This is a genomic window from Coriobacteriia bacterium, assembly GCA_031292615.1.
Lineage (GTDB): Bacteria > Actinomycetota > Coriobacteriia > Anaerosomatales > JAAXUF01 > JARLGT01.
Genome location: JARLGT010000008.1, coordinates 22511 through 41592, shown reverse-complemented (window position 1 = coordinate 41592; position 19082 = coordinate 22511). Strand labels below are relative to the sequence as shown.

General features: G+C 64.8%; 18 protein-coding genes and 1 pseudogene. All 19 read left to right on the top strand.

Annotation, left to right across the window (positions count from 1 at the left end; translation table 11 throughout):
* On the top strand, nt 1–2351 hold a 2351-nt coding region (locus tag P4L93_00650; protein MDR3685460.1), incomplete at its 5' end, for a hypothetical protein.
* A gap of 233 nt (nt 2352–2584) precedes the next feature.
* Nucleotides 2585–2941, top strand: coding sequence for an NADH-quinone oxidoreductase subunit A (locus P4L93_00645; GenBank protein ID MDR3685459.1), 357 nt, complete (start codon nt 2585–2587; stop codon nt 2939–2941).
* Between the two features lie 8 nt (nt 2942–2949).
* Nucleotides 2950–3465, top strand: coding sequence for an NADH-quinone oxidoreductase subunit B (locus P4L93_00640; protein ID MDR3685458.1), 516 nt, complete (start codon nt 2950–2952; stop codon nt 3463–3465).
* Entirely contained in the window at nt 3462–5165 is a 1704-nt protein-coding gene (locus P4L93_00635; protein MDR3685457.1) for an NADH-quinone oxidoreductase subunit D, read from the top strand. The genes P4L93_00640 and P4L93_00635 overlap by 4 nt, the downstream gene beginning before the upstream one ends.
* Nucleotides 5162–6229 (top strand): NADH-quinone oxidoreductase subunit NuoH, encoded by a 1068-nt coding sequence (gene nuoH, locus P4L93_00630; protein ID MDR3685456.1) that lies wholly within the window; start codon nt 5162–5164, stop codon nt 6227–6229. Before P4L93_00635 ends, nuoH (P4L93_00630) begins: the two co-directional genes overlap by 4 nt.
* Entirely contained in the window at nt 6229–6729 is a 501-nt protein-coding gene (locus P4L93_00625; protein MDR3685455.1) for an NADH-quinone oxidoreductase subunit I, read from the top strand. Before nuoH (P4L93_00630) ends, P4L93_00625 begins: the two co-directional genes overlap by 1 nt.
* Nucleotides 6726–7298 (top strand): NADH-quinone oxidoreductase subunit J, encoded by a 573-nt coding sequence (locus P4L93_00620; protein MDR3685454.1) that lies wholly within the window; start codon nt 6726–6728, stop codon nt 7296–7298. Before P4L93_00625 ends, P4L93_00620 begins: the two co-directional genes overlap by 4 nt.
* A complete protein-coding gene (nuoK, locus tag P4L93_00615) occupies nt 7295–7603 on the top strand; it encodes an NADH-quinone oxidoreductase subunit NuoK (protein MDR3685453.1) in 309 nt (102 codons plus the stop codon). Before P4L93_00620 ends, nuoK (P4L93_00615) begins: the two co-directional genes overlap by 4 nt.
* Before the next feature lie 3 nt (nt 7604–7606).
* Complete coding sequence (nuoL, locus tag P4L93_00610; protein MDR3685452.1) at nt 7607–9523, top strand: NADH-quinone oxidoreductase subunit L; 1917 nt, start codon at nt 7607–7609, stop codon at nt 9521–9523.
* A complete protein-coding gene (locus P4L93_00605; protein ID MDR3685451.1) occupies nt 9520–10986 on the top strand; it encodes an NADH-quinone oxidoreductase subunit M in 1467 nt (488 codons plus the stop codon). The genes nuoL and P4L93_00605 overlap by 4 nt, the downstream gene beginning before the upstream one ends.
* Before the next feature lie 3 nt (nt 10987–10989).
* The gene (locus tag P4L93_00600; protein ID MDR3685450.1) at nt 10990–12450 is read left to right on the top strand and encodes an NADH-quinone oxidoreductase subunit N; all 1461 of its coding nucleotides are present in this window, start codon (nt 10990–10992) and stop codon (nt 12448–12450) included.
* A gap of 12 nt (nt 12451–12462) precedes the next feature.
* Complete coding sequence (locus P4L93_00595) at nt 12463–13929, top strand: NADH-quinone oxidoreductase subunit M (GenBank protein ID MDR3685449.1); 1467 nt, start codon at nt 12463–12465, stop codon at nt 13927–13929.
* 262 nt (nt 13930–14191) lie between these two features.
* The gene (locus P4L93_00590; protein MDR3685448.1) at nt 14192–14533 is read left to right on the top strand and encodes an NADH-quinone oxidoreductase subunit A; all 342 of its coding nucleotides are present in this window, start codon (nt 14192–14194) and stop codon (nt 14531–14533) included.
* A gap of 41 nt (nt 14534–14574) precedes the next feature.
* Nucleotides 14575–15030, top strand: a pseudogene (nuoB, locus tag P4L93_00585) (NADH-quinone oxidoreductase subunit NuoB).
* Nucleotides 15002–16702, top strand: coding sequence for an NADH-quinone oxidoreductase subunit D (locus P4L93_00580; protein MDR3685447.1), 1701 nt, complete (start codon nt 15002–15004; stop codon nt 16700–16702). Before nuoB ends, P4L93_00580 begins: the two are co-directional and overlap by 29 nt.
* Nucleotides 16699–17709 carry an NADH-quinone oxidoreductase subunit NuoH gene (gene nuoH, locus P4L93_00575; GenBank protein MDR3685446.1) on the top strand — a complete coding sequence of 337 codons (1011 nt, stop codon included), beginning with the start codon at nt 16699–16701 and terminating at the stop codon, nt 17707–17709. The genes P4L93_00580 and nuoH (P4L93_00575) overlap by 4 nt, the downstream gene beginning before the upstream one ends.
* A complete protein-coding gene (locus tag P4L93_00570) occupies nt 17706–18266 on the top strand; it encodes an NADH-quinone oxidoreductase subunit I (GenBank protein MDR3685445.1) in 561 nt (186 codons plus the stop codon). The genes nuoH (P4L93_00575) and P4L93_00570 overlap by 4 nt, the downstream gene beginning before the upstream one ends.
* Nucleotides 18259–18768 (top strand): NADH-quinone oxidoreductase subunit J, encoded by a 510-nt coding sequence (locus P4L93_00565; GenBank protein ID MDR3685444.1) that lies wholly within the window; start codon nt 18259–18261, stop codon nt 18766–18768. Before P4L93_00570 ends, P4L93_00565 begins: the two co-directional genes overlap by 8 nt.
* Nucleotides 18769–19080: an NADH-quinone oxidoreductase subunit NuoK gene (nuoK, locus tag P4L93_00560; protein ID MDR3685443.1), complete on the top strand. Its 312-nt coding sequence runs from the start codon at nt 18769–18771 to the stop codon at nt 19078–19080.
* Nucleotides 19081–19082: the final 2 nt, after the last annotated feature.

The following is a 19082-nucleotide window of genomic DNA, read 5'->3' as shown; positions in this document are numbered from 1 at the left end:
TCAACGTCCAGTACCGGGACGGGGCGGGTAACGTCGCCACGCTGACCGACACGATCAAACTCGACACGACCGGCCCGACGGGCACGATGGTCGTCAACGCCGACGCCGCGTACACGAACGTCGTCGCCGCGACGATCAACGCGACGATGACCGACGCAGGCTCGAGCGTCACGCAGATGAACGTGGACCCAGGCACCGGCGTATACGGCGGCTGGATCGCCTACAACGCGAGCTACGCGATCACACTGTCGGCGGCCAACGGCACCAAGACGATCAACGTCCAGTACCGTGACGCCAACAACTTCACGACGACCAAGACCGACACGATCGTGCTCGACACGGCGGCACCCACCGGCACCATGTCGGTCAACAACGGCGCAGCCATCACGGCGACCCTCTCGGCTTCCGTGAACTCCACGGTGACCGATGCGCTGTCAGGCCTCTCCCAGATGCGCATCGACCCGGGCACAGGCACCTACGGCTCCTGGGTCTCGTACGCGGCCAGCTCGGCGATCACTCTGCCCTCCGGGGACGGCACCAAGACGGTCAACGTCCAGTACCGTGATAACGCCAGCAATGTCTTGACGCTGACCGACACGATCATGCTGCAGGGCCCGCCGGCCGACACGACTGCCCCGACGACCACCTCTGACGCGCAGGCGTCCTACGTGGGCACGGCCACGATAAACCTGACGGCCATCGACAACGTTGGCGGATCCGGAGTCGCGGGAACGGCGTACACGGTCGACGCTGGAGCCGTGACCACAGGCACCGTGGTCACGGTCGGTGCTGTCGGCACGCACACTCTCAAGTTCTGGTCTGTCGACAACGCCGGCAACAAGGAGGTCGCGCAAACCGCGACGTTCGATGTTGCGAGGGGCGCAAGCTTCGCGTTTACGGGCTCGGCACAGAGCCTCGTCGTCCCGGCTGGTGTCACGACGCTCACCGTCGATCTGTACGGCGGGGCAGGCGGCGACTTCCCCTCGTACGAGGGTGTCGGCGGCTTGGGCGGTCACGTCCACGCCACGATCTCGGTCACGCCGGGCGACGTGCTGTCGCTGCGGGTTGGCGCAAAGGGCGCTGACGGCAACGGTGGTGACGTCATCGGTGGCTGGCCCAACGGCGGCTCCGGAACGGGCGGTCACGGCGCTGCCGGTGGCGGATCGACTTCGATCATCAGGGCCTCTCAGATTCTCGCTGAGGCTGGGGCGGGTGGCGGCGCCGGTGACGGTGGACCACCTCCGAGCAACCCGGACTGCGACGGAGGCCCCGGTGGGGCACAGGGCACGCTTCCTGGCGGCAACCAAGCTGGCGAGACCAACTCGTGCGGCGGTGGCGGCGGCTGGAACGGCGGCGCAGGTAGTGTCGAGGGCGACGCGGCCGGTGCTGACGGCGGGACAAGCTACATCGCGGTCGGCACGGGTTTGCTCGATGCCGGGGTACGCACTGGCAACGGCGTAGCCACGGTGACCTGGGCAACGCCTGACCTCACCGCGCCAGTGACCACGTCCGACGCTGCCGCCTCCTACAGCGGGCCTGCAACGATTCACCTGACCCCGACCGACGTCGGCGGCTCGGGTGTGGCGTCGACCAGCTACACGATCGATAACGGTGCGCAGAGTACCGGCACCTCGCTTACCGTCAGCGCGCTCGGCACCCATACGCTGCGGTTCTGGTCGGTCGACGGAGCCGGAAACGTCGAGTCTCAGAAGTCAGCGACGTTCGATGTGAATCCCGCGGGTTCTGGTAACTCCGTTTCGTTCAACTTCACCGGCGCCGATCAGACCTTCCTGGTCCCGGCCGGAGTAACGCAGCTCACGGTTGACGCGAAGGGTGGAGCTGGCGGGGCCGGCTGGAGCGGGGTTGCGGGCAATGGTGGCCGCGTGCGAGCGACAATCGCGGTCACGCCTGGCCTGACCTACACGATTCACGTGGGAGGCCAGGGCGACGACGTCAGGGTCTCGAACAACGGCGGTTGGTCCAACGGCGGCACCGGCGACAGCGATAACGACCCTCAGCTAGAGGGCGGTGGAGGTGGCGGTGGCTCATCATCGATACAGCGCGCCGGCGCGACACTGCTTGAGGCCGGTGGCGGCGGAGCTGGCGGCGAGGACGGCGACGGCAGTGACGGCGGATGGGTCAGCACTGGTGCCGGTGTCGGCAACAAGCGCGGCGGAGACGGCGTAGATGACTGCGGTGGCGGTGGCGGCGGCTGGGACGGCGGCGCCGGCGGATCGAACAACTACGAGGGCGGCACCGGAGGATCCAGCTGGGTCTCGGCGACGCACATCGGTGCACCGGACTACACCGGAACGAACTCCGGAGACGGTTCCGTCACGCTGAACTGGTAATCCCGCGAGCACAGCGAACGGCGTTTCCCCAGTGGATCGCCGTTTCGTTGCGCGCCTCGTTGTCCGCTGGGACGGGTCGAGTCCGGACACGTTTCAGGCGCCTACGGCGACTACACGCCACCGCAAGCCCTCGGTGTTTGTCACGCCGACGCAGGATTCCCCCCGGTGATGTCGTATTTCCCAAGTCAACGGCAAGGGTAAGCGACAAGACCAACCGGGGCAGGGGGTAGGGAATGGCTGTCGCCGCATTGGTGTTCACGGGTTTCCTGCTCGTGGGCGCCGCGCTGGCGCTTATTTTGGTGACGCTCCCTAATCTACTCGCGCCGCACAGTCACTCGGCCGAGAAGGGGAGCTCCTACGAATGCGGGGAGTTGCCGATCGGCGACCCTTGGATTCGCTTCCGCGTGGCCTACTACATCTTCGCGATCATCTTTGTCGTCTTCGACGTCGAGACCGTCTTCCTGTATCCCTGGGCCGTCATCTTCCGCCAGCTCGGCATGTACGGCTTCGTCGAGATGGCGGTCTTCGTCGGCATCCTGGTACTCGGACTGGCGTATGCGTGGCGCAAGGGGGTGCTGACTTGGTCGTAGAACCCTCGATGGTCGATGAGGAGAGCAAGATTCTTGTTGCGCCGCTGCAGTTCCTCATGAACTGGGCGCGCGGGCACTCGATGTGGCCGCTGACGTTCGGCACTGCCTGCTGCGCCATAGAGATGATGACGGTAGGAAGCGCGCGCTACGACACCGAGCGCTACGGCATCTTCTTCCGCAACTCTCCGCGTCAAGCCGACTGCATGATCGTGGCCGGCACCATCAACATCAAGATTGCCCCGCGCGTCAAACTGCTCTACGAGCAGATGTCGCTTCCCAAGTACGTCATCGCCATGGGCTCGTGTGCCGTGAGCGGCGGTCCGTTCGCCGACGGCTACAACGTGGTCCAAGGCGTCGATCAGATCATCCCGGTCGACGTCTACGTCCCAGGCTGCCCACCTCGCCCCGAAGCGCTCATGAATGCGCTGCTCATGGTCATGGAGCGCAACGCAGCGGGCGAACTCTCTGCCGCCGAGGTCTTCGCGGCCGAGAACAAGCAGCCCTCGGCAGGAGCGGCCGAGTGACGCCGCTCTCGACCACGGGCGCCGCAACCGTCTTCGAGGGGATCTCGGGCGTCTCCGACGTCGGTATCCTCGGCTCCGAGGCGCTCAAGATCGCGCGCACAACGCCGGGCGAGCTTCGCGGTGTGCTCGGCGAGCTGAAGGACCGCGGCTTCACACACCTCTCGCTGCTGACTGCCGCCGAGCTTCCCATCGAGACACCCGGCGTCAAGATGGTTTACGCCGTGACGCGCCGGACCGACCAGGCACGCGCAATGCTCACGGTCGACCTGCCCGAGGGCGAGCTGCGAATCCCCACGATCTGCGGCCTGTGGTCCGGTGCGGCTACGCTGGAGCGCGAGGTCTTCGACCTGTTCGGCATCGTGTTCCTGGGACACCCCAACTTGCGACCGATCGTCCTGCGCGACGACTTCCCGGGGCATCCCTTGCGCAAGGGATTCGCAATGAAAGCCAGCGGTGTGGATGCCGAGGACCTCGCCTGGGCGCTCTCGAGTCACGGCGACAACGGTCCCGATCCCACGCCGGAGCGAAGCGACCCAAGCCTGAACGTCACGCTGCCGTACCCGCTCGTTGCCGACGCGATCAGAGCCGAAGACGGGTCCGGGATGCACTCCGAGCGTGAGATCCTGAACATGGGACCGCAGCACCCCAGCATGCACGGCGTGTTGCACCTGTGGCTGGCGCTCGAGGGCGAGAAGGTCCTCGCCGGCGAGGTCACGCACGGCTACCTGCATCGCTGTATCGAGAAGCTCGCCGAGACCCGCTCGTATCGGGCAGTGACGGCACTCGTGGATCGCGCAGACTACGTCTCCGGCTTCTTCACCGAGCTCGCGCTGCTGACTGGCGTCGAGGAGCTCGCCGGAATCGAAGTCACACCCAAGGCGCAGTACCTGCGCGTGTTGATGAGCGAGCTGTGCCGACTGACCAGTCACACCACGTGGATGGCGGCGTGCGGTATCGACGTGGGTGCATTCACGCCGATGCTCTTCTCCTTCAGAGACCGCGAGGCAATTCTCGACTTCTTCGAAGAGGTCACTGGCGGCCGGATGATGTTCAACTACTTCCGGCCGGGCGGCGTCAAGTCCGACCTGCCGGCTGGCGCGGCCAACAGGCTTCGCGCGTACCTCAAGACAGTTGATGCCTCGATCGATGGGTACGAGGCACTCCTCACCAACAACGAGATTTTCCGCAACCGCACGCGAGGCATCGGCGTCATGTCGCCGGAACTCATCGTCGACTTCGGGGTCACCGGCCCGATGGCGCGCGGTTCGGGCGTCAACATCGACCTTCGCCGAGACGAGCCCTACGCGGCATACGGCGACTTCGACGTACACGTTCCGCTCGGACATGTGGGCGACACCTACGACCGGTACGCCGTGCGCATCCTCGAGATGCGCGAGTCGGCTCGCCTTGCACTGCAGGCGCTGGACGGCATGCCGGAGGGCGACTTCGTGACGCCTGGAGTGCCGCGCGCGGTCAAGCCGCCGGCGGGCGCTGCGTACAAGCGCGTGGAAAGCCCGCGCGGCGAGTTGGGTGTGTACCTCGAAAGCGACGGCACCGCTCAGCCGTGGCGCATGAAGATTCGGTCGCCTGCCTTCTCCAACCTCCACGTCACGCCAGCCGTGATTCCCGGTGGGCGCATCGGCGACATCATCGCGATCATGAGCTCGGTCGATGTTGTCATGGGGGAGATCGACCGATGATGGCGCTGAGAATCCTTCTGGGCATTGTGGTGCTGATCATCTTCGCGCTGGTCAACACCGTTGTCGTGATGTGGTGTGAGCGCAAGTGGGCCGGGCACATGCAGTCGCGCCTCGGGCCGATGCGCACGGGCTGGCACGGGTTGATGCAGCCCTTCGCCGACGCTCTGAAGATGCTCGGCAAAGAGAAGTTCGTTCCCGACAACGCCGACAAGATCCTGTTCGCGATCGCGCCGGTGTTGGCGTACACCCCTGCGATCTTCGTCTACTGCGCTACCCCTTGGGTGGCTAACTTCGCAGGCTACAGCTTCGACGTCGGCATCTTCATGGTGTTCGCGATCGCGGCGCTGTTCCCGGTCTCGATGGTGATCGCCGGCTGGTCGTCGCGGAACAAGTACTCGCTGCTCGGCGCGTTTCGAGCGGTTGCCCAGCAGATCAGTTACGAGGTGCCGATGATCCTGTCGGTTCTCGGCGTCATCATGTTGGCCGGCTCGATGCGGCTGTCCACGATCGTGGATTCGCAGGCGCACCTGTGGAACATCGTCACACAGCCGTTCGCCTTCCTTCTGTTCTTCATCGGCATGCTCGCCGAGCTCAACCGCACGCCCTTCGACCTCGCGGAGGCCGAGTCCGAGCTGGTCGGTGGCTACATGACCGAGTACTCGGGCATGCAGTTCGCGATGTTCTTCCTCACCGAGTACGCCAACATGTTCACCTGGTCGCTCTTCGCTGCGATGCTCTTTCTCGGCGGTTGGGGCGGTCCGGGGCCAGCCGTGCTCGGATTCCTCTATCTGCTGGTCAAGACATACGCCGTCGTTTTCCTTGTCATCTGGATGCGCTGGGCGCTTCCGCGACTCCGCGTCGATCAGCTCATGGAGTTCGGCTGGAAGGTCCTCATTCCGGCCGCGATTCTCAACGCGTTTCTCACCGCACTGGGCATCCTCGCCGGCACTTGGGTGCTGGTCATCCTGCAGGTTGCCATGGTTGTCGGCTTCTTCTGGCTGATCTCGCGCATTGGCGTGCGTGCCGGCGCCAAGGTTCGCCGCAACGCGCCGGAGGTGTCGTAATGCTCGGCATCGCAAAGGGGCTGGCCACTGTGTTCGGCCGCATGGTCAAGCCCTCTGTCACCGAGCAGTACCCGATCGAGAAGCGCACGCTGCCCGAACGGGCCCGGATGTCGTTCGGGATGACGCGCGACGAGTCCGGCTCGGCGAAGTGCAAGGCGAGCATGCTGTGCGAACGCAGCTGCCCGGACGAGGCCATCGTCATCGAGTCCGAGAAGCGCGCCGACGGCCCCGGCCGCGTGCTCACCAAGTTCAGCATCGACCTGGGCCGCTGCATGTACTGCGGCCTGTGCGTCGAGCAGTGCACCTCCGACGGCCTGCATCACACCGGCGACTACGAGAACAACTCGACCAAGCGCGAGGACATGATCCTCGTCCTCTTCGACGCGTCCCTCGAACCCGCGGCGCCCTCACCGATGGATGAGTCCACCCCCGAACAACTCGCCGAGGTCACCGAGACCTTCGGCGCGATTCCCGTCGCGAAGGATGGGGGTGCCGAGTGACCACGACGATCCTGTTCTACTTCTATGCGGTCGTCGCAATCGCCGGCGCGCTTGGGCTTGTCTCGGCGAAGAAGCTGCTTCACGGCGTGATGTCTCTGTTCGCGACGCTGGTTGCGATGGGCGGGTTGTACCTACTGCTGGGCATGGAGTTCCTCGCCGCGATGCAGCTGTTCGTCTACGGCGGTGCGATCACGATTCTGGTGATGTTCGCGCTTATGCTTTCCGGCCCAAAGGTCGAGCAGGCCGAAAACACTCCGCTGCGCAGTCGCTGGTTCCCGGCGATCATCAGCGTCGTGTTCTTCGTCGCGATCGCCTTGGTTGTCGCGCAAGCCAAGTGGGACGTCGTGGCGCCGCACGCGCTGGACACCGCCGCCATCGCCACGATCCTCTTCTCGCGCTACGTACTCCCGTTCGAGATTGCCGGGCTCTCGCTGACGATCGCACTGATCGGCGCAGTGGTCATCGCGCGTCAGGACGACATGGTTGGCGTCGTCTACGAGACGGCTGCCGAGCCCGATCCCGAGGAGCCCTACCGTCACCACGCCGGCGAAGAGGGGGCGGCGAAGTGATTGGGCTGAACCACTACCTGTTCCTCGGCGCGGCACTGTTCGCGATTGGGCTCTTTGGCGCGCTGACGTCGAAGAGCGCGCTGCGCGTCGTCATCTGCGTCGAGCTCATTCTCAACGCCGTGAACCTGAACCTCGCGGCCTTCTCGGCGTACGTCGCGCCCAAGCAGGCCGTCGGCATGAACTTCGTGATCTTCCTGATGGTCGTCGCCGCTGCCGAGGTCGGGCTTGCGCTGGCGATCATCATCTCGCTGAACCGCACGAGCGACGTCGGCGCCATCGGTAGCATCCGAAGGTTGAGGGGGTAGCCGATGAACCTGCTCGCATACGCATGGATTCTGCCGGTTCTCCCGTTGTTGGCGTTCGCGCTGGTGATCGCCACCGGTCGCAAGCTGCCGCGCATGGTCGCGCCGGCTGCAGGGATCACGACGATGTCGCTGGTATTCCTTGCGTCGCTCGCCATGCTGTGGGCGACGATGCACGGGGCGCGGTTCAACGCCGACGTGTCGTGGATTCACGCGTTCGGCCTCAACGTCGTCGTGGGTATCCTGGTCGATCCGCTCTCGTCGCTGATGCTCGTGATCGTCTCGCTGGTCAGCGTCCTGGTGCAGATCTACTCGATCGGCTACATGGCCACCGAGGAGCGTTTCCGCTGGTACTTCGGCGCGATCTCGCTGTTTACGGCCGCCATGATCGGCGTCGTGCTCTCCGACGGCTGGCTGCTCATGTACATGTGCTGGGAGGTCATGGGGCTGGCGTCGTTCCTGCTCATCGGCTTCTGGTACGAGACGCCAACCGCCTCGGCCGCTTCGATGAAGGCGTTCATGGTCACCCGCCTCGGCGACGTGGGCTTCGGGCTCGGGCTGGCCGTCATGTGGCTGGCCGTGGGCAGCTTCTCGTTTGCAACAGTCTTCCAGGCAGTCGCTTCTGGCCGCTGGGCTGGGCCGACGCTCATCGCGGCCGCTTTGCTGCTGTTCATGGGCGCGATGGGCAAGAGCGCGCAGTTCCCGCTCCATGTCTGGCTGCCCGACGCGATGGCCGGCCCCACGCCGGGCTCGGCACTCATCCACGCAGCGACGATGGTCGCAGCAGGCGTCTACCTCGTGGCGCGCTCCTACCCGCTGTTCGAGGCGAACCCCGTCACGCTGCAGGTCGTAGCCATCATCGGCGCGATCACGGCCGTAATGGCGGCGCTCATCGCATGCGCGATGGACGACATCAAGAAGGTGCTCGCGTACTCCACCATCTCCCAGCTCGGCTACATGATGATCGCGCTTGGCGTGGGTAGCTGGGGCGCGGCGATCTTCCACCTGATGACGCATGCGTTCTTCAAGTCGCTGCTGTTCCTCGCGGCGGGCAGCGTCATCCATGGCACCAACACGCAAGACGCTCGCGAGATGGGCGGACTGTGGCGCAAGATGCCGTGGACCACTGCGGCATGGGTCATCGGCGCACTCTCGCTTGCCGGGATTCCGCCGCTTGCCGGTTTCTGGAGCAAGGACGAGATCCTTCTCGACGCGCTTGACAACGGGCACATGGTGCTGCTCGTCTCCGGGCTCGTGGTCGCGGTTCTCACCGCGTTCTATATGGGACGCATCACGTTCCTCGCGTTCTTCGCCGAGCCGGGTGCCACGAGCAAGAGCCCGCATGCGCACGAGTCTTCGGCCGTGATGGTCGTGCCGCTCGTGGTGCTTGCAACACTCGCGGCGTTTATCGGGCTCGTCGGCGCGCCTCCGCTGTATGCGTTCGCCGGGTTCCTCGGCGAGCATGCCGATCCGTTCAACATCGTGCTTGCATCCATCGCGGTTGCGGCAGCAGTCGGCGGCATCACGTACGCCTGGGTGATGTACCAGCGCGGTTGGGCGTCGCCCGACTGGTACCTGCGCAATCGGCGGATCTCGCCGGTGCTCGTTCACCAGTTCTGGATCGACGACGCCTACGAGCGCGTCATCGTTGCTCCCGCGATGGTGCTTGCCGACTTGTTGCGCAAGGCGGACGTGGCCGTGGTCGACGGCATCGTGCGCGGTTTCGGGCGCGCGGGCATGGCGCTGAGTGCATTTCTCGCGGTGTTTGACCGCAGCGTCGTCGACGGCGCGGTGGACGGTCTGGGTTCCGGTGTAGTCGGTGGCGGGGGACAAGTGCGGCGCATTCAAACTGGCAACGTCCAGACATATCTGCTTCTGCTCGTCGCATCCATCATCGTTCTGGTACTGGTGTTTGCCCGATGAGCGGGGTGCCGATCCTCTCCATCATCGTGCTCGCCCCGGCCACCGGAGCGCTTTTGATCGCGCTCTTCGGCGGCAATCCGCGCGTGCCTCGAATCATCGGCCTGGTCGTCTCGGCGGTGAGCTTGCTGGGCTCGGCGTGGGTCTACGCCACGTACGACCGCGTGGCCGGCGGCTACCAACTCGTGCAGTCAGTTCGATGGATCCCGTCGCTCGGCGTGTCGTACACCGTGGGTGTCGACGGGATCTCGGCGCCGATGCTGCTGCTCACGTCGCTGGTCGTGTTCACAGGCACGCTGGTCTCCTGGGACGTCAAGGAGCGGCCTCGCGAGTACTTCGCGCTGCTGCTGCTGCTAGTCACGGGCGTCATGGGCGTATTCGCCTCGGTCGACGCGTTCTTGCTGTTCTTCTTCTACGAGATGGCCGTCCTTCCGATGTACCTGCTCATCGCGATCTGGGGCTCCACGCGCAAGGAGTACTCGGCGATGAAGCTGACGCTCTTCCTGTTCGCGGGAAGCGCGATGCTCGTGGTGGTGCTGGTGCTGACGTACTGGGCCGTTGGCCTGCACACGTTCGACATGCGCATCTGGTCGCAGCACAAGTTCGGCGCAGTGTTCCAGCGCTGGGTGTTCCTGCTGGCGCTTCTTGGATTCGGCACGCTCATCCCGATATGGCCGCTGCATACCTGGTCGCCGGATGGCCACGTTGCCGCTCCCACTGCGGTCTCGATGCTGCACGCAGGTGTGCTGCTCAAGATCGGCGCCTACGGGCTTATCCGCCTCGGTCTGACGATGTTTCCTGCAGGCTGGTCGGACTGGCGAATGCTTCTCATCGGCATCGGGCTGATCAACATCGTATACGGCGCGTTTTGTGCGATGAGTCAGACGGACCTCAAGTATGTGATCGGCTACTCGAGCGTCAGCCACATGGGCTACGTGCTCGTAGGTTTGGGTCTGGGCGACCGGTTCGGTTTAGCTGGTGCGGCGTTCCAGATGTTTGCCCACGGTGTGATGACGGCGCTGTTCTTCGCGCTTATCGGCTTCGTGTACGAGCAGACGCACACCCGCGAGATCGCCAAGATCACCGGGCTGATGAGCAAGGTGCCGTTGGTTGCCGCATGCTTCGTCATTGCAGGCGCCTCGAGCATGGGCCTGCCGTCGACGGCTGGCTTCGTCTCCGAGCTGCTCGTCTACGTGGGCATGGTCACCCAGTCGCCGTGGATCGCCGCCATCGCGTTTGTCGGTGTGGTCGCGACCGCCACCTACGTACTGCGCCTCCTGAGCCGCATTCTGCTCGGCGAGCCGTCGGAAGTGGTCCTGCCCATCCACGACGCACCCCCTCTGCGATTCCTGCCGATGGCGATTCTGGCCGCGGCGATCCTCATCGTCGGTATCCTGCCGGCCTCCCTATACTCGACCGTCACCTCCGGCGTCGCGCCGATCGTGGCGAAACTGGTAGGTGGGTAGACCATGGTGCAGGTACCGGTCTCCACCTACTACTACCTCCTGCCGGAGATCATCGTTGCGCTGACCGGAGTGGGGCTGCTCGTCGCCGACCTGATCTGGCCCGCGCACGACGAGGCCACCGGACATACGGGCACGTGGCCCGCCTACCTGGCCATCTTTGGTCTGCTCGCCGCAGCCGTCTCCGTCGTGCCGATCGTCGGCGTGACCAAGACACTGTTTAACGGCATCATCGAGATCGACCAGCTCTCGGCCTTCTTCCAACTGCTGTTCATCGGCATCGGCGTGATCGTCATCCTGATGTCGGTCGAGGCGGTGCCCAAGTTCACGCGATGGACCGCCGAGTTCTACGCGCTCATCGCGTGGACCATCCTCGGCAGCATGCTTCTGGCCTCGGCCGCCGAGCTGTTCACGATCTTCCTGTCGCTGCAGCTGACGAGCTTGCCTCTGATCGTGCTGGTGGGCTACGCGAAGCGCGACCCGAGGAGCGGCGATGCTGCGCTGAAGTACCTCCTGCTCGTGCTCGTCTCGACCGCGGTGCTGCTCTACGGGATGAGCCTGATCTACGGTTCGCTCGGCACGAGCACGCTTTCCGAGATTGGCGTGAAGCTGGCTACCCAGAAGCACATCGAGCCGGTGATCGTGCTTGGGCTGGTGCTGCTGCTCTCCGGCTTCGCCTTCAAGATCACGGCCGCGCCGTTCCACTACTGGGTTCCAGACGCCTACGAGGGCGCTCCCACACCGGTGACGGCGTTCATGTCGGTTGGCTCGAAGTTCGCCGGCTTCGCACTCGCGCTTCGCGTGATCACCGCCGCCGAGCGCGTGCCGCTGGACTGGCGCCTGATCTTCGGCGTCATGGCCGCTCTGTCGATGACGCTGGGCAACCTCGGCGCCATTCGGCAGACCAACATCAAGCGCATGCTGGCCTACTCGGGCATCGCGCAAGCCGGCTACCTGCTCGTTGGTGTGGCCGCGTTCAGCCCTCAAGGCATCTCGTCGCTGCTCTTCTACATGATGGCTTACGCGTGCGCCAACCTCGCGGCGTTCGCGGTGGTGATCATCGTCGCAAACGCGACGGGCAGTGAGCAGATCAAGAGTTACTCGGGGCTCTCCAAGCGAAACCCGCTGCTGGCCCTGGCGCTCATGACGGCGCTGCTGTCGCTGGCCGGGCTGCCGCTCATGGCCGGCTTCATGGCGAAGTTCTTCGTGTTCGTCTCGGCGGCACAGGTCGGGCTGTTCTGGGTGGTCGCCATTGGCGTCATCAACAGCGTCATCTCGGTCTACTACTACCTGCAGGTCGTGCTCGTCATGTACGTGGGCGAAGGCCCCGCAGAGCCGTTGCGAATCGATCGTCATGCAGCGACCGCGCTCGCCGTCTGCCTGGCCGGCGTTCTTGCGCTCGGAATCATGCCCGACACAGCGATGGTTGCAGCGACACACGCCGCGGCAGCCCTCTTCGGACGTTAGGGGGTGGGAGGCTTGCAGTACCTTCTCGCAGCGATGATCGTGGTACCGCTCGTGGGCGGCATCGCCATCTCGCTCCTCCCACGTGCCCAGCATCATCTGGCGAGGCCGCTTGCGCTCGTGCTGGCCGGAGCGAACCTGCTAGCCGCCAGCTGGCTGTGGGCGGTCTACGACCGCGCCAAGGGCGGGATGCAGTTCGCGCTGAAGCTGACGTGGATTCCCGAGCTCGGGACCGCATTCCACCTGGGTGTCGACGGTCTGGCGCTGCCGATGGTCTTCCTCACGGCGCTGCTCTCCTTGCTGGCGGTCATCGCGTCTCGCAACATCAGCGACCGTACCGCGCAGTACTTCACGCTCGTGCTGATGCTCGAGGCCGGGCTGATCGGCGTGTTCGTCTCACTCGACCTGATGCTGTTCTACCTCTTCTGGGAAGTCGTGCTCATCCCGATGTACTTCCTGATCAGCATCTGGGGCGGCGACAACCGCGCCTACGCTGCGGTCAAGTTCTTCGTTTACACCCTGGCCGGAAGCCTCTCGATGCTGGGCGGGATCATCGCCCTGTACATGGCGACGGGCGCCAAGACCTTCGACATGCTCGAAGTTGGCGCGCTCGCGGCTAAGCTTCCGGCGAGCGTACAGATCCCGATCTTCATCGCCATAGCAATCGGGCTCGCGGTAAAGGTGCCGATCTTCCCGCTGCACACGTGGCTGCCCGACGCGCACGTGCAGGCGCCCACAGCAGTCTCGGTGCTGCTCGCCGGCGTGCTGCTCAAGATGGGCTCGTACGGCTTCCTGCGGCTCGGGCCCACACTTCTGCCGCTCGGCTTCAAGGCACTTCTGCCTCTGCTCGGCGTGCTGGCTGTGATCTCGATCGTCTACGGCGCGGCGGTGGCGCTCATGCAGACCGACCTGAAGAAGCTCGTGGCGTACTCGTCAATCTCGCACATGGGCTACGTCATGCTGGGCATCTCGACAGGTACGGCGGCGGGAATCATCGGTGCGCAGGTGCAGATGTTCTCGCACGGCCTGATCGCCGGCCTGCTGTTCTTCCTCGTGGGCGCGTTCTACGAGCGCGCACACACCCGCGAGATCTCGGCGTTCGGTGGCGTGGCCAAGGTCACGCCGATCCTGGCGGGCCTGCTGGTGTTCGCCTCGTTCGCTTCTCTGGGGCTGCCGGGCATGAGCGGCTTCGTCGGCGAGTTCCTCGTCATCGTCGGGGCGCTGGGCGTCTACCCGACCTACGCGGTGATCGCCGCGTTCGCGGTCATCATCACCGTCGGCTACCTGCTGTGGATGCTTCGGCGCGTCGCCTTCGGTCCACTGAACCCCGAGCGTGCCACCATGCCCGACATCCGCTGGAGCGAAGGCCTTTCGATGGGCCCGCTGTGTGTGCTGATCGTGCTGATCGGCGTGCTGCCGCAGACGCTCATCAGCGTGGTCTCATCAAGCGCCGAGAGCATCGTTCGGGCCATCGCGCGCTAGCTAGAAGCGCGCTAGCGCCTATCGAGATACACTCGTCTGGGAGTGCTTCTATGCATTCCTGACCGCCCACCGCCGCTGAGCACCCGCTCACCGAAAGAATCGTCCGTTCGGGTGGCGGCGCGTGAGTGGCCATATGGTACAGTCCGACAACCGTTGGACGGGCTTTGAGCACCGATTCCGGGACGGTTCTGCAAGCAAGTTGCGCGCATGCCGCGCACCGGGATAGGAGGGTCGGGGAAGCGTGCCCATCGAGCGTCTTACTATCGCAGCGTTCATCGTCCTCGGCGCCTTTTTCGTGGTCGCAACGCTGTCCGCTTCGTGGCTGCTCAGCCCCAAGAAACCCTCCGCCGAGAAGTCCGAGACCTACGAGTGCGGCGTCGAGCCGATGGGGCCGCCCTGGGTGCAGTTCCACGCGGGCTACTACGTCTACGCGCTGCTCTTCGTGATCTTCGATATCGAGACCGTCTTTCTGTATCCGTGGGCGCTGACGTTCTCTCAACCGGCTTCCGGGTGGTTCGTCTTCGGCGAGATGGTCATCTTCGTGACGATCCTCGCCTGCGGATTGGCCTACGCCTGGAAGGAAGGTGCGCTCAAGTGGCACTAGAGCGCTTCACGGGCGAGAACTCCATGCTCTTCATCCGCAGCGAGCAGCTGTTCGACGTCGCACGGCGCAAAAGCCTGTGGTACATGGCCTTCGGCATCGCCTGCTGCGCTATCGAGGGCCTCATGCACGCCTCGGGCCCCAAGTTCGACTTCGACCGCATGGGCGTCTTCTTTCGCGCTAGCCCGCGCCAGGCCGACGTGATGATCGTCGCCGGCACGGTGAACTGGAAGATGGCTCCCACCGTCAAGCGTCTCTACGACGAGATGCCCGAGCCCAAGTGGGTCGTGGCGATGGGCGCGTGCGCCTGCACGGGCGGCCCCTTCCGCGAGTACCCCAACGTCGTGATGGGCGTGGACAAGGTCGTCCCGGTCGACGTCTACATCCCCGGCTGTCCGCCTCGGCCAGAGTCGGTCCAGTACGGCTTCATCACGCTCATGGACAAGATCAAAGCGCGTACGGAGGAGCGCCTTGCAGCAGCCCGACACGACGGTCATTAGGAGCGCGCTTTCGCGCTCCGGCATAGAGCCGACCATCGAAGACGTCGCAAACGTCGGCGCGGTCTGTCGCGTCGCCGCGAGCGACTCGCGTGCTGCTGTCGTGGCTCTACGCGACTCTGACCTCGCGTTTGACTTCCTTGTCGACGTGTTCGGCATCGATACGGGCGAGGGCATCGACGTCGTCTACCGCATGAGGTCCTTCGCTCGCGATGAGGAGGTCACGCTCAAGGCCGCTCACGACTACGACGCACCGCTGCGCAGCGTCTGGGACATCTTCCCGGCGGCCCTGATGCCGGAGCGCGAACTTGCAGAGCTGTTCGGTCTGGCGCTGGAAGGCCACCCGAATCCGCGTCGCCTGCTCACTACCGACGGCTGCGCTCCATACCTGCGCAAGGCGGTGGCCGTGCGTGAGGCCTCCGAGGTCCGCAATCGTGCCGCGCAGCTGCTGGATCCGGCGTACCTGACCGTGACCACCGGTGACATCGTCCCGCTCGGCGAGGACGCCGAGCCGCCCGCTTTCGAGATTCCGGCCACGCTGCCGGCCGGGCTGAGCCGCGTTCCCGTAAGCGTAGACGCGACCCGCGCCGACCACCTGCTGCTCAACATGGGCCCGCAGCACCCGTCGACTCACGGCGTCCTGCGACTCATCCTCGAACTCGATGGCGAGACGATTCGAGCTGGCGAGGCGTCGATCGGCTACCTGCATCGCGGCATCGAGAAGCTTGCCGAGTCGCGTCGTTACTCGGCGGTGGGCACGCTGATGGACCGCGGTGACTACGTCTCTGGCATCCACAACGAGCTGGCGTTCGCGCTCGCCACCGAGAAGCTCATGGACGTCGAAGTCCCCAGGCGCGCTCAGTACCTGCGCAGTCTGCTGGGCGAGCTAAACCGCATCTCGAGTCATATCTGCTGGTACGGCCCGATGGGGCTCGATACCGGAGCGATGGGCGCCTTCCTCTACGTATTTAGAGACCGCGAGGTACTCCTCGACATCCTCGAGGACCTGACCGGCGCTCGCATGATGTTTAACTACGTTCGCCCTGGCGGCGTCCTTCGCGACATCACCCCTACGGCCGAGGCCAAGATCCGCAAGTTCCTCGACGATTTTGCCACCCACATCGAGGAGAACGCCGAGCTCCTGATGGGCAACGAGATCTTCCAGGCCAGGACGCAGGGTGTGGGCGTGCTCAGCCGAGAGGCGGCGCTTGCCTTTGCGCTGACCGGCGCCAACCTGCGCGGAAGTGGCGTGTCGTGGGACATCCGCCGAGACAGGCCCTACGCCGCCTACTCTGAGCTCGACTTCGACATTCCCGTGGCCGAGGCCGGCGACGTTTACTCGCGCTGCGCCGTGAGGCTCGAGGAGATGCGCCAGTCGGCTCGCATGATCCGCCAGTGCCTCGACGGCCTGCCCGAAGGCGAGCATACGGCCAAGGTCGCCAAGGTGCTTCGCCCGCCCGCAGGCGAGGCGTACGCGGCTGTCGAGTCGCCTCGCGGCGAACTCGGTATCCATCTGGTCTCGGACGGCTCGGACGCACCGTACCGGATGCGCTACCGCCCGCCGGCGCTCTTTGCGCTGCAGGCCGGCGAGGCCATGCTCCACAACACACTCATCGCCGATGCGGTCGTGCTCATGGGCAGCATGGACCTGATCCTGGGCGAGGTGGACCGATGAACCCGTGGGCCTCCGCCGCGCTTCGCTTCCTCGCCGCCCTGAGCCTCATGCTCGTCAACGGCGTGGTCATGATCTACATGCTTCGCAAGGTGCTCGCGCGTCTGCACGTTCGCCTCGGGCCGATGGACAACGGGCCGTGGGGCATGTTCCAGACCGTCTTCGACGTTCTGAAGCTTCTCACCAAGGAAGACCCGACGCCCAAGGCCGTGGATCGTGCGCTGTTCTTCCTAGCCCCGGCGCTGGTCTTCGTGCCCTCGCTGATGGCCTACATCGTGCTGCCGTTCTCGCGCACCTGGGTCATCGCCGACCTGCCGCTAGGGCTGCTCTTCGTCTTTGCCGTCATGGCGCTCACGCCGCTCGGCATCTTGGCCGCTGGGTGGGCGTCGAACAACAAGTGGTCGCTCGTCGGCGCGATGCGCGTCGTGGGCTCGCAGGTCACCTACGAGGTGCCCATGCTGCTTGCGGCGCTTCCGGTGGTAATGATGGCGGGCTCGCTGAGCCTCGGCGACATCGTGCGGGCCCAGTCCGGCACGATCCTCTACGTCATCCCTCGCTGGTTCGTGCTCAACGTGCCGGCGTTCGTCCTGTTCTTCATTGCCGGCCTCATCGAGAGTGGCCAGACGCCGTTTGATCTGGCCGAGGCTGAGTCGGAGCTCGTCGCGGGTTTTGCCACCGAGTACTCGGGCATGAAGTTCGGACTGCTGTTCCTCTCGGAGTTCAGCAACAACTTCATCTTCTCGGCGTTGATGGTGACGCTGTTCTTCGGTGGCTGGCAGATTCCGTGGGTCTCGGGCGATCTGATTCAGCCGATCGCTCCGATCGTCTTCCTGATCAAGACCTACATCGGGATCTTCTTCCTCATGACCATTCGCGGAACGATGCCGCGCGTTCGCGTCGACCAGCTGCTGGCCCTTGGATGGAAGGCGCTGCTCCCGGCGTCGCTTGCCTGGGTCATGATCACGGCGCTCATCATCAAGGTCGGCCAGACCCTGGTGGGTGCCCGATGAAGCGCATCTACGGATACGGCCTGCTTCGCAGCATGCGGATCTCCTTCCGCAACTTCTTTCGGCCGCCCATTACCGTGCAGTACCCGCACGAGAAGGTCGAGCTACCCGAGCGGTCGAGGTGGGCCGTGCGCATGAAGTACGACGAGAACGGCGAGCACAAGTGCACCGCCTGTCTCGCGTGCGAGCGAGCTTGCCCGGACTTCATCATCCAAATCGACGTGACGACGGGCGAGGAGCGCAAGAAGCACATCGACCGGTGGCGCTACGAGATTGGCGCGTGCATGATGTGCGGTCTGTGCGTCGAGGCATGCCCGTTCGACGCGATCGAGATGAGCCACGAGTACGAGCTTGCACGCATCGCCCCCGAGACCCTCGTCGAAGATCTGCTGGTCGACGTCGCAGCTGTGGGTCCCAAGCGCAAGGAACCCGCGCCCAATCCTGCGGCCGCGGCGGCCGCCGAGCCGGCAGCCGATGCCACGGCCGAAGCAACAACCGCTGCACCCGCCGAGCCTGACCAGAAGCCCGAAACGCCTGCACAAGGAGGCTCTGATGACTGACTCCGTGTCCGGAGTCACATTCATCCTGCTCGCCGCCGCGCTTCTCGGCGGGGCGATTGGGATGTTGTTCACCAAGAACATCGTTCACTCGGCATTCTGGCTGCTTGGGGTCTCGGTGGCCGCCTCCGGTATCTTCGTGCTGCTCGACGCCGAGTACGTGGCCCTCGTCCAGCTGCTGGTCTACGCCGTCGCCGTCGCGATCCTGATGATCTTCTCGATCATGATCACGCTGCGGCGGCTGGAAGATTCGGTGCGTTCGCGCGACTTCTCTCCGATCGCGCTGGCACTGGGCCTCGCGTTCTGCGTCGGGATGTTCTTTGTACTGCGCGGTTTCCATGCGCCGGCGGCGACGAAGTTCCCCGTGGTAGCCCCCGACCTTCTCGCGTTCGGCAAGACGATGTTCTCGGCTCGGGGCTGGTCGCTTCCGTTTGAGATCGCCTCGCTGATGCTCACGGCAGCGCTTGTGGGCGCCGTATGGTGGACGAGGGAGGAGGACAGGTAGATGCGTGTTGGAGTACAAGCCTTCCTTCTGCTCGCCGCGATGCTGTTCGCCCTCGGCCTGTATGGCGCCGTGTCCAAGAAGGCCACCGTCCAGATTCTGATGTCGCTTGAACTCATGGCGATCGCCGTCAACATCAACCTCGTGGCGATGTCGCGATTCGTCACCCCGCGTACGATGGACGGCTGGTTCTTCGCCGTCTTCAGCATGGTCGATTCGGCGGCCGAGATCGGTCTGGGACTCGCGCTTGTCTTGGCCGTCTTCAAGCGTTCGAACCACAGCGAAGTCAGCGACCTGTCGGAACTGAAGGGATAGCG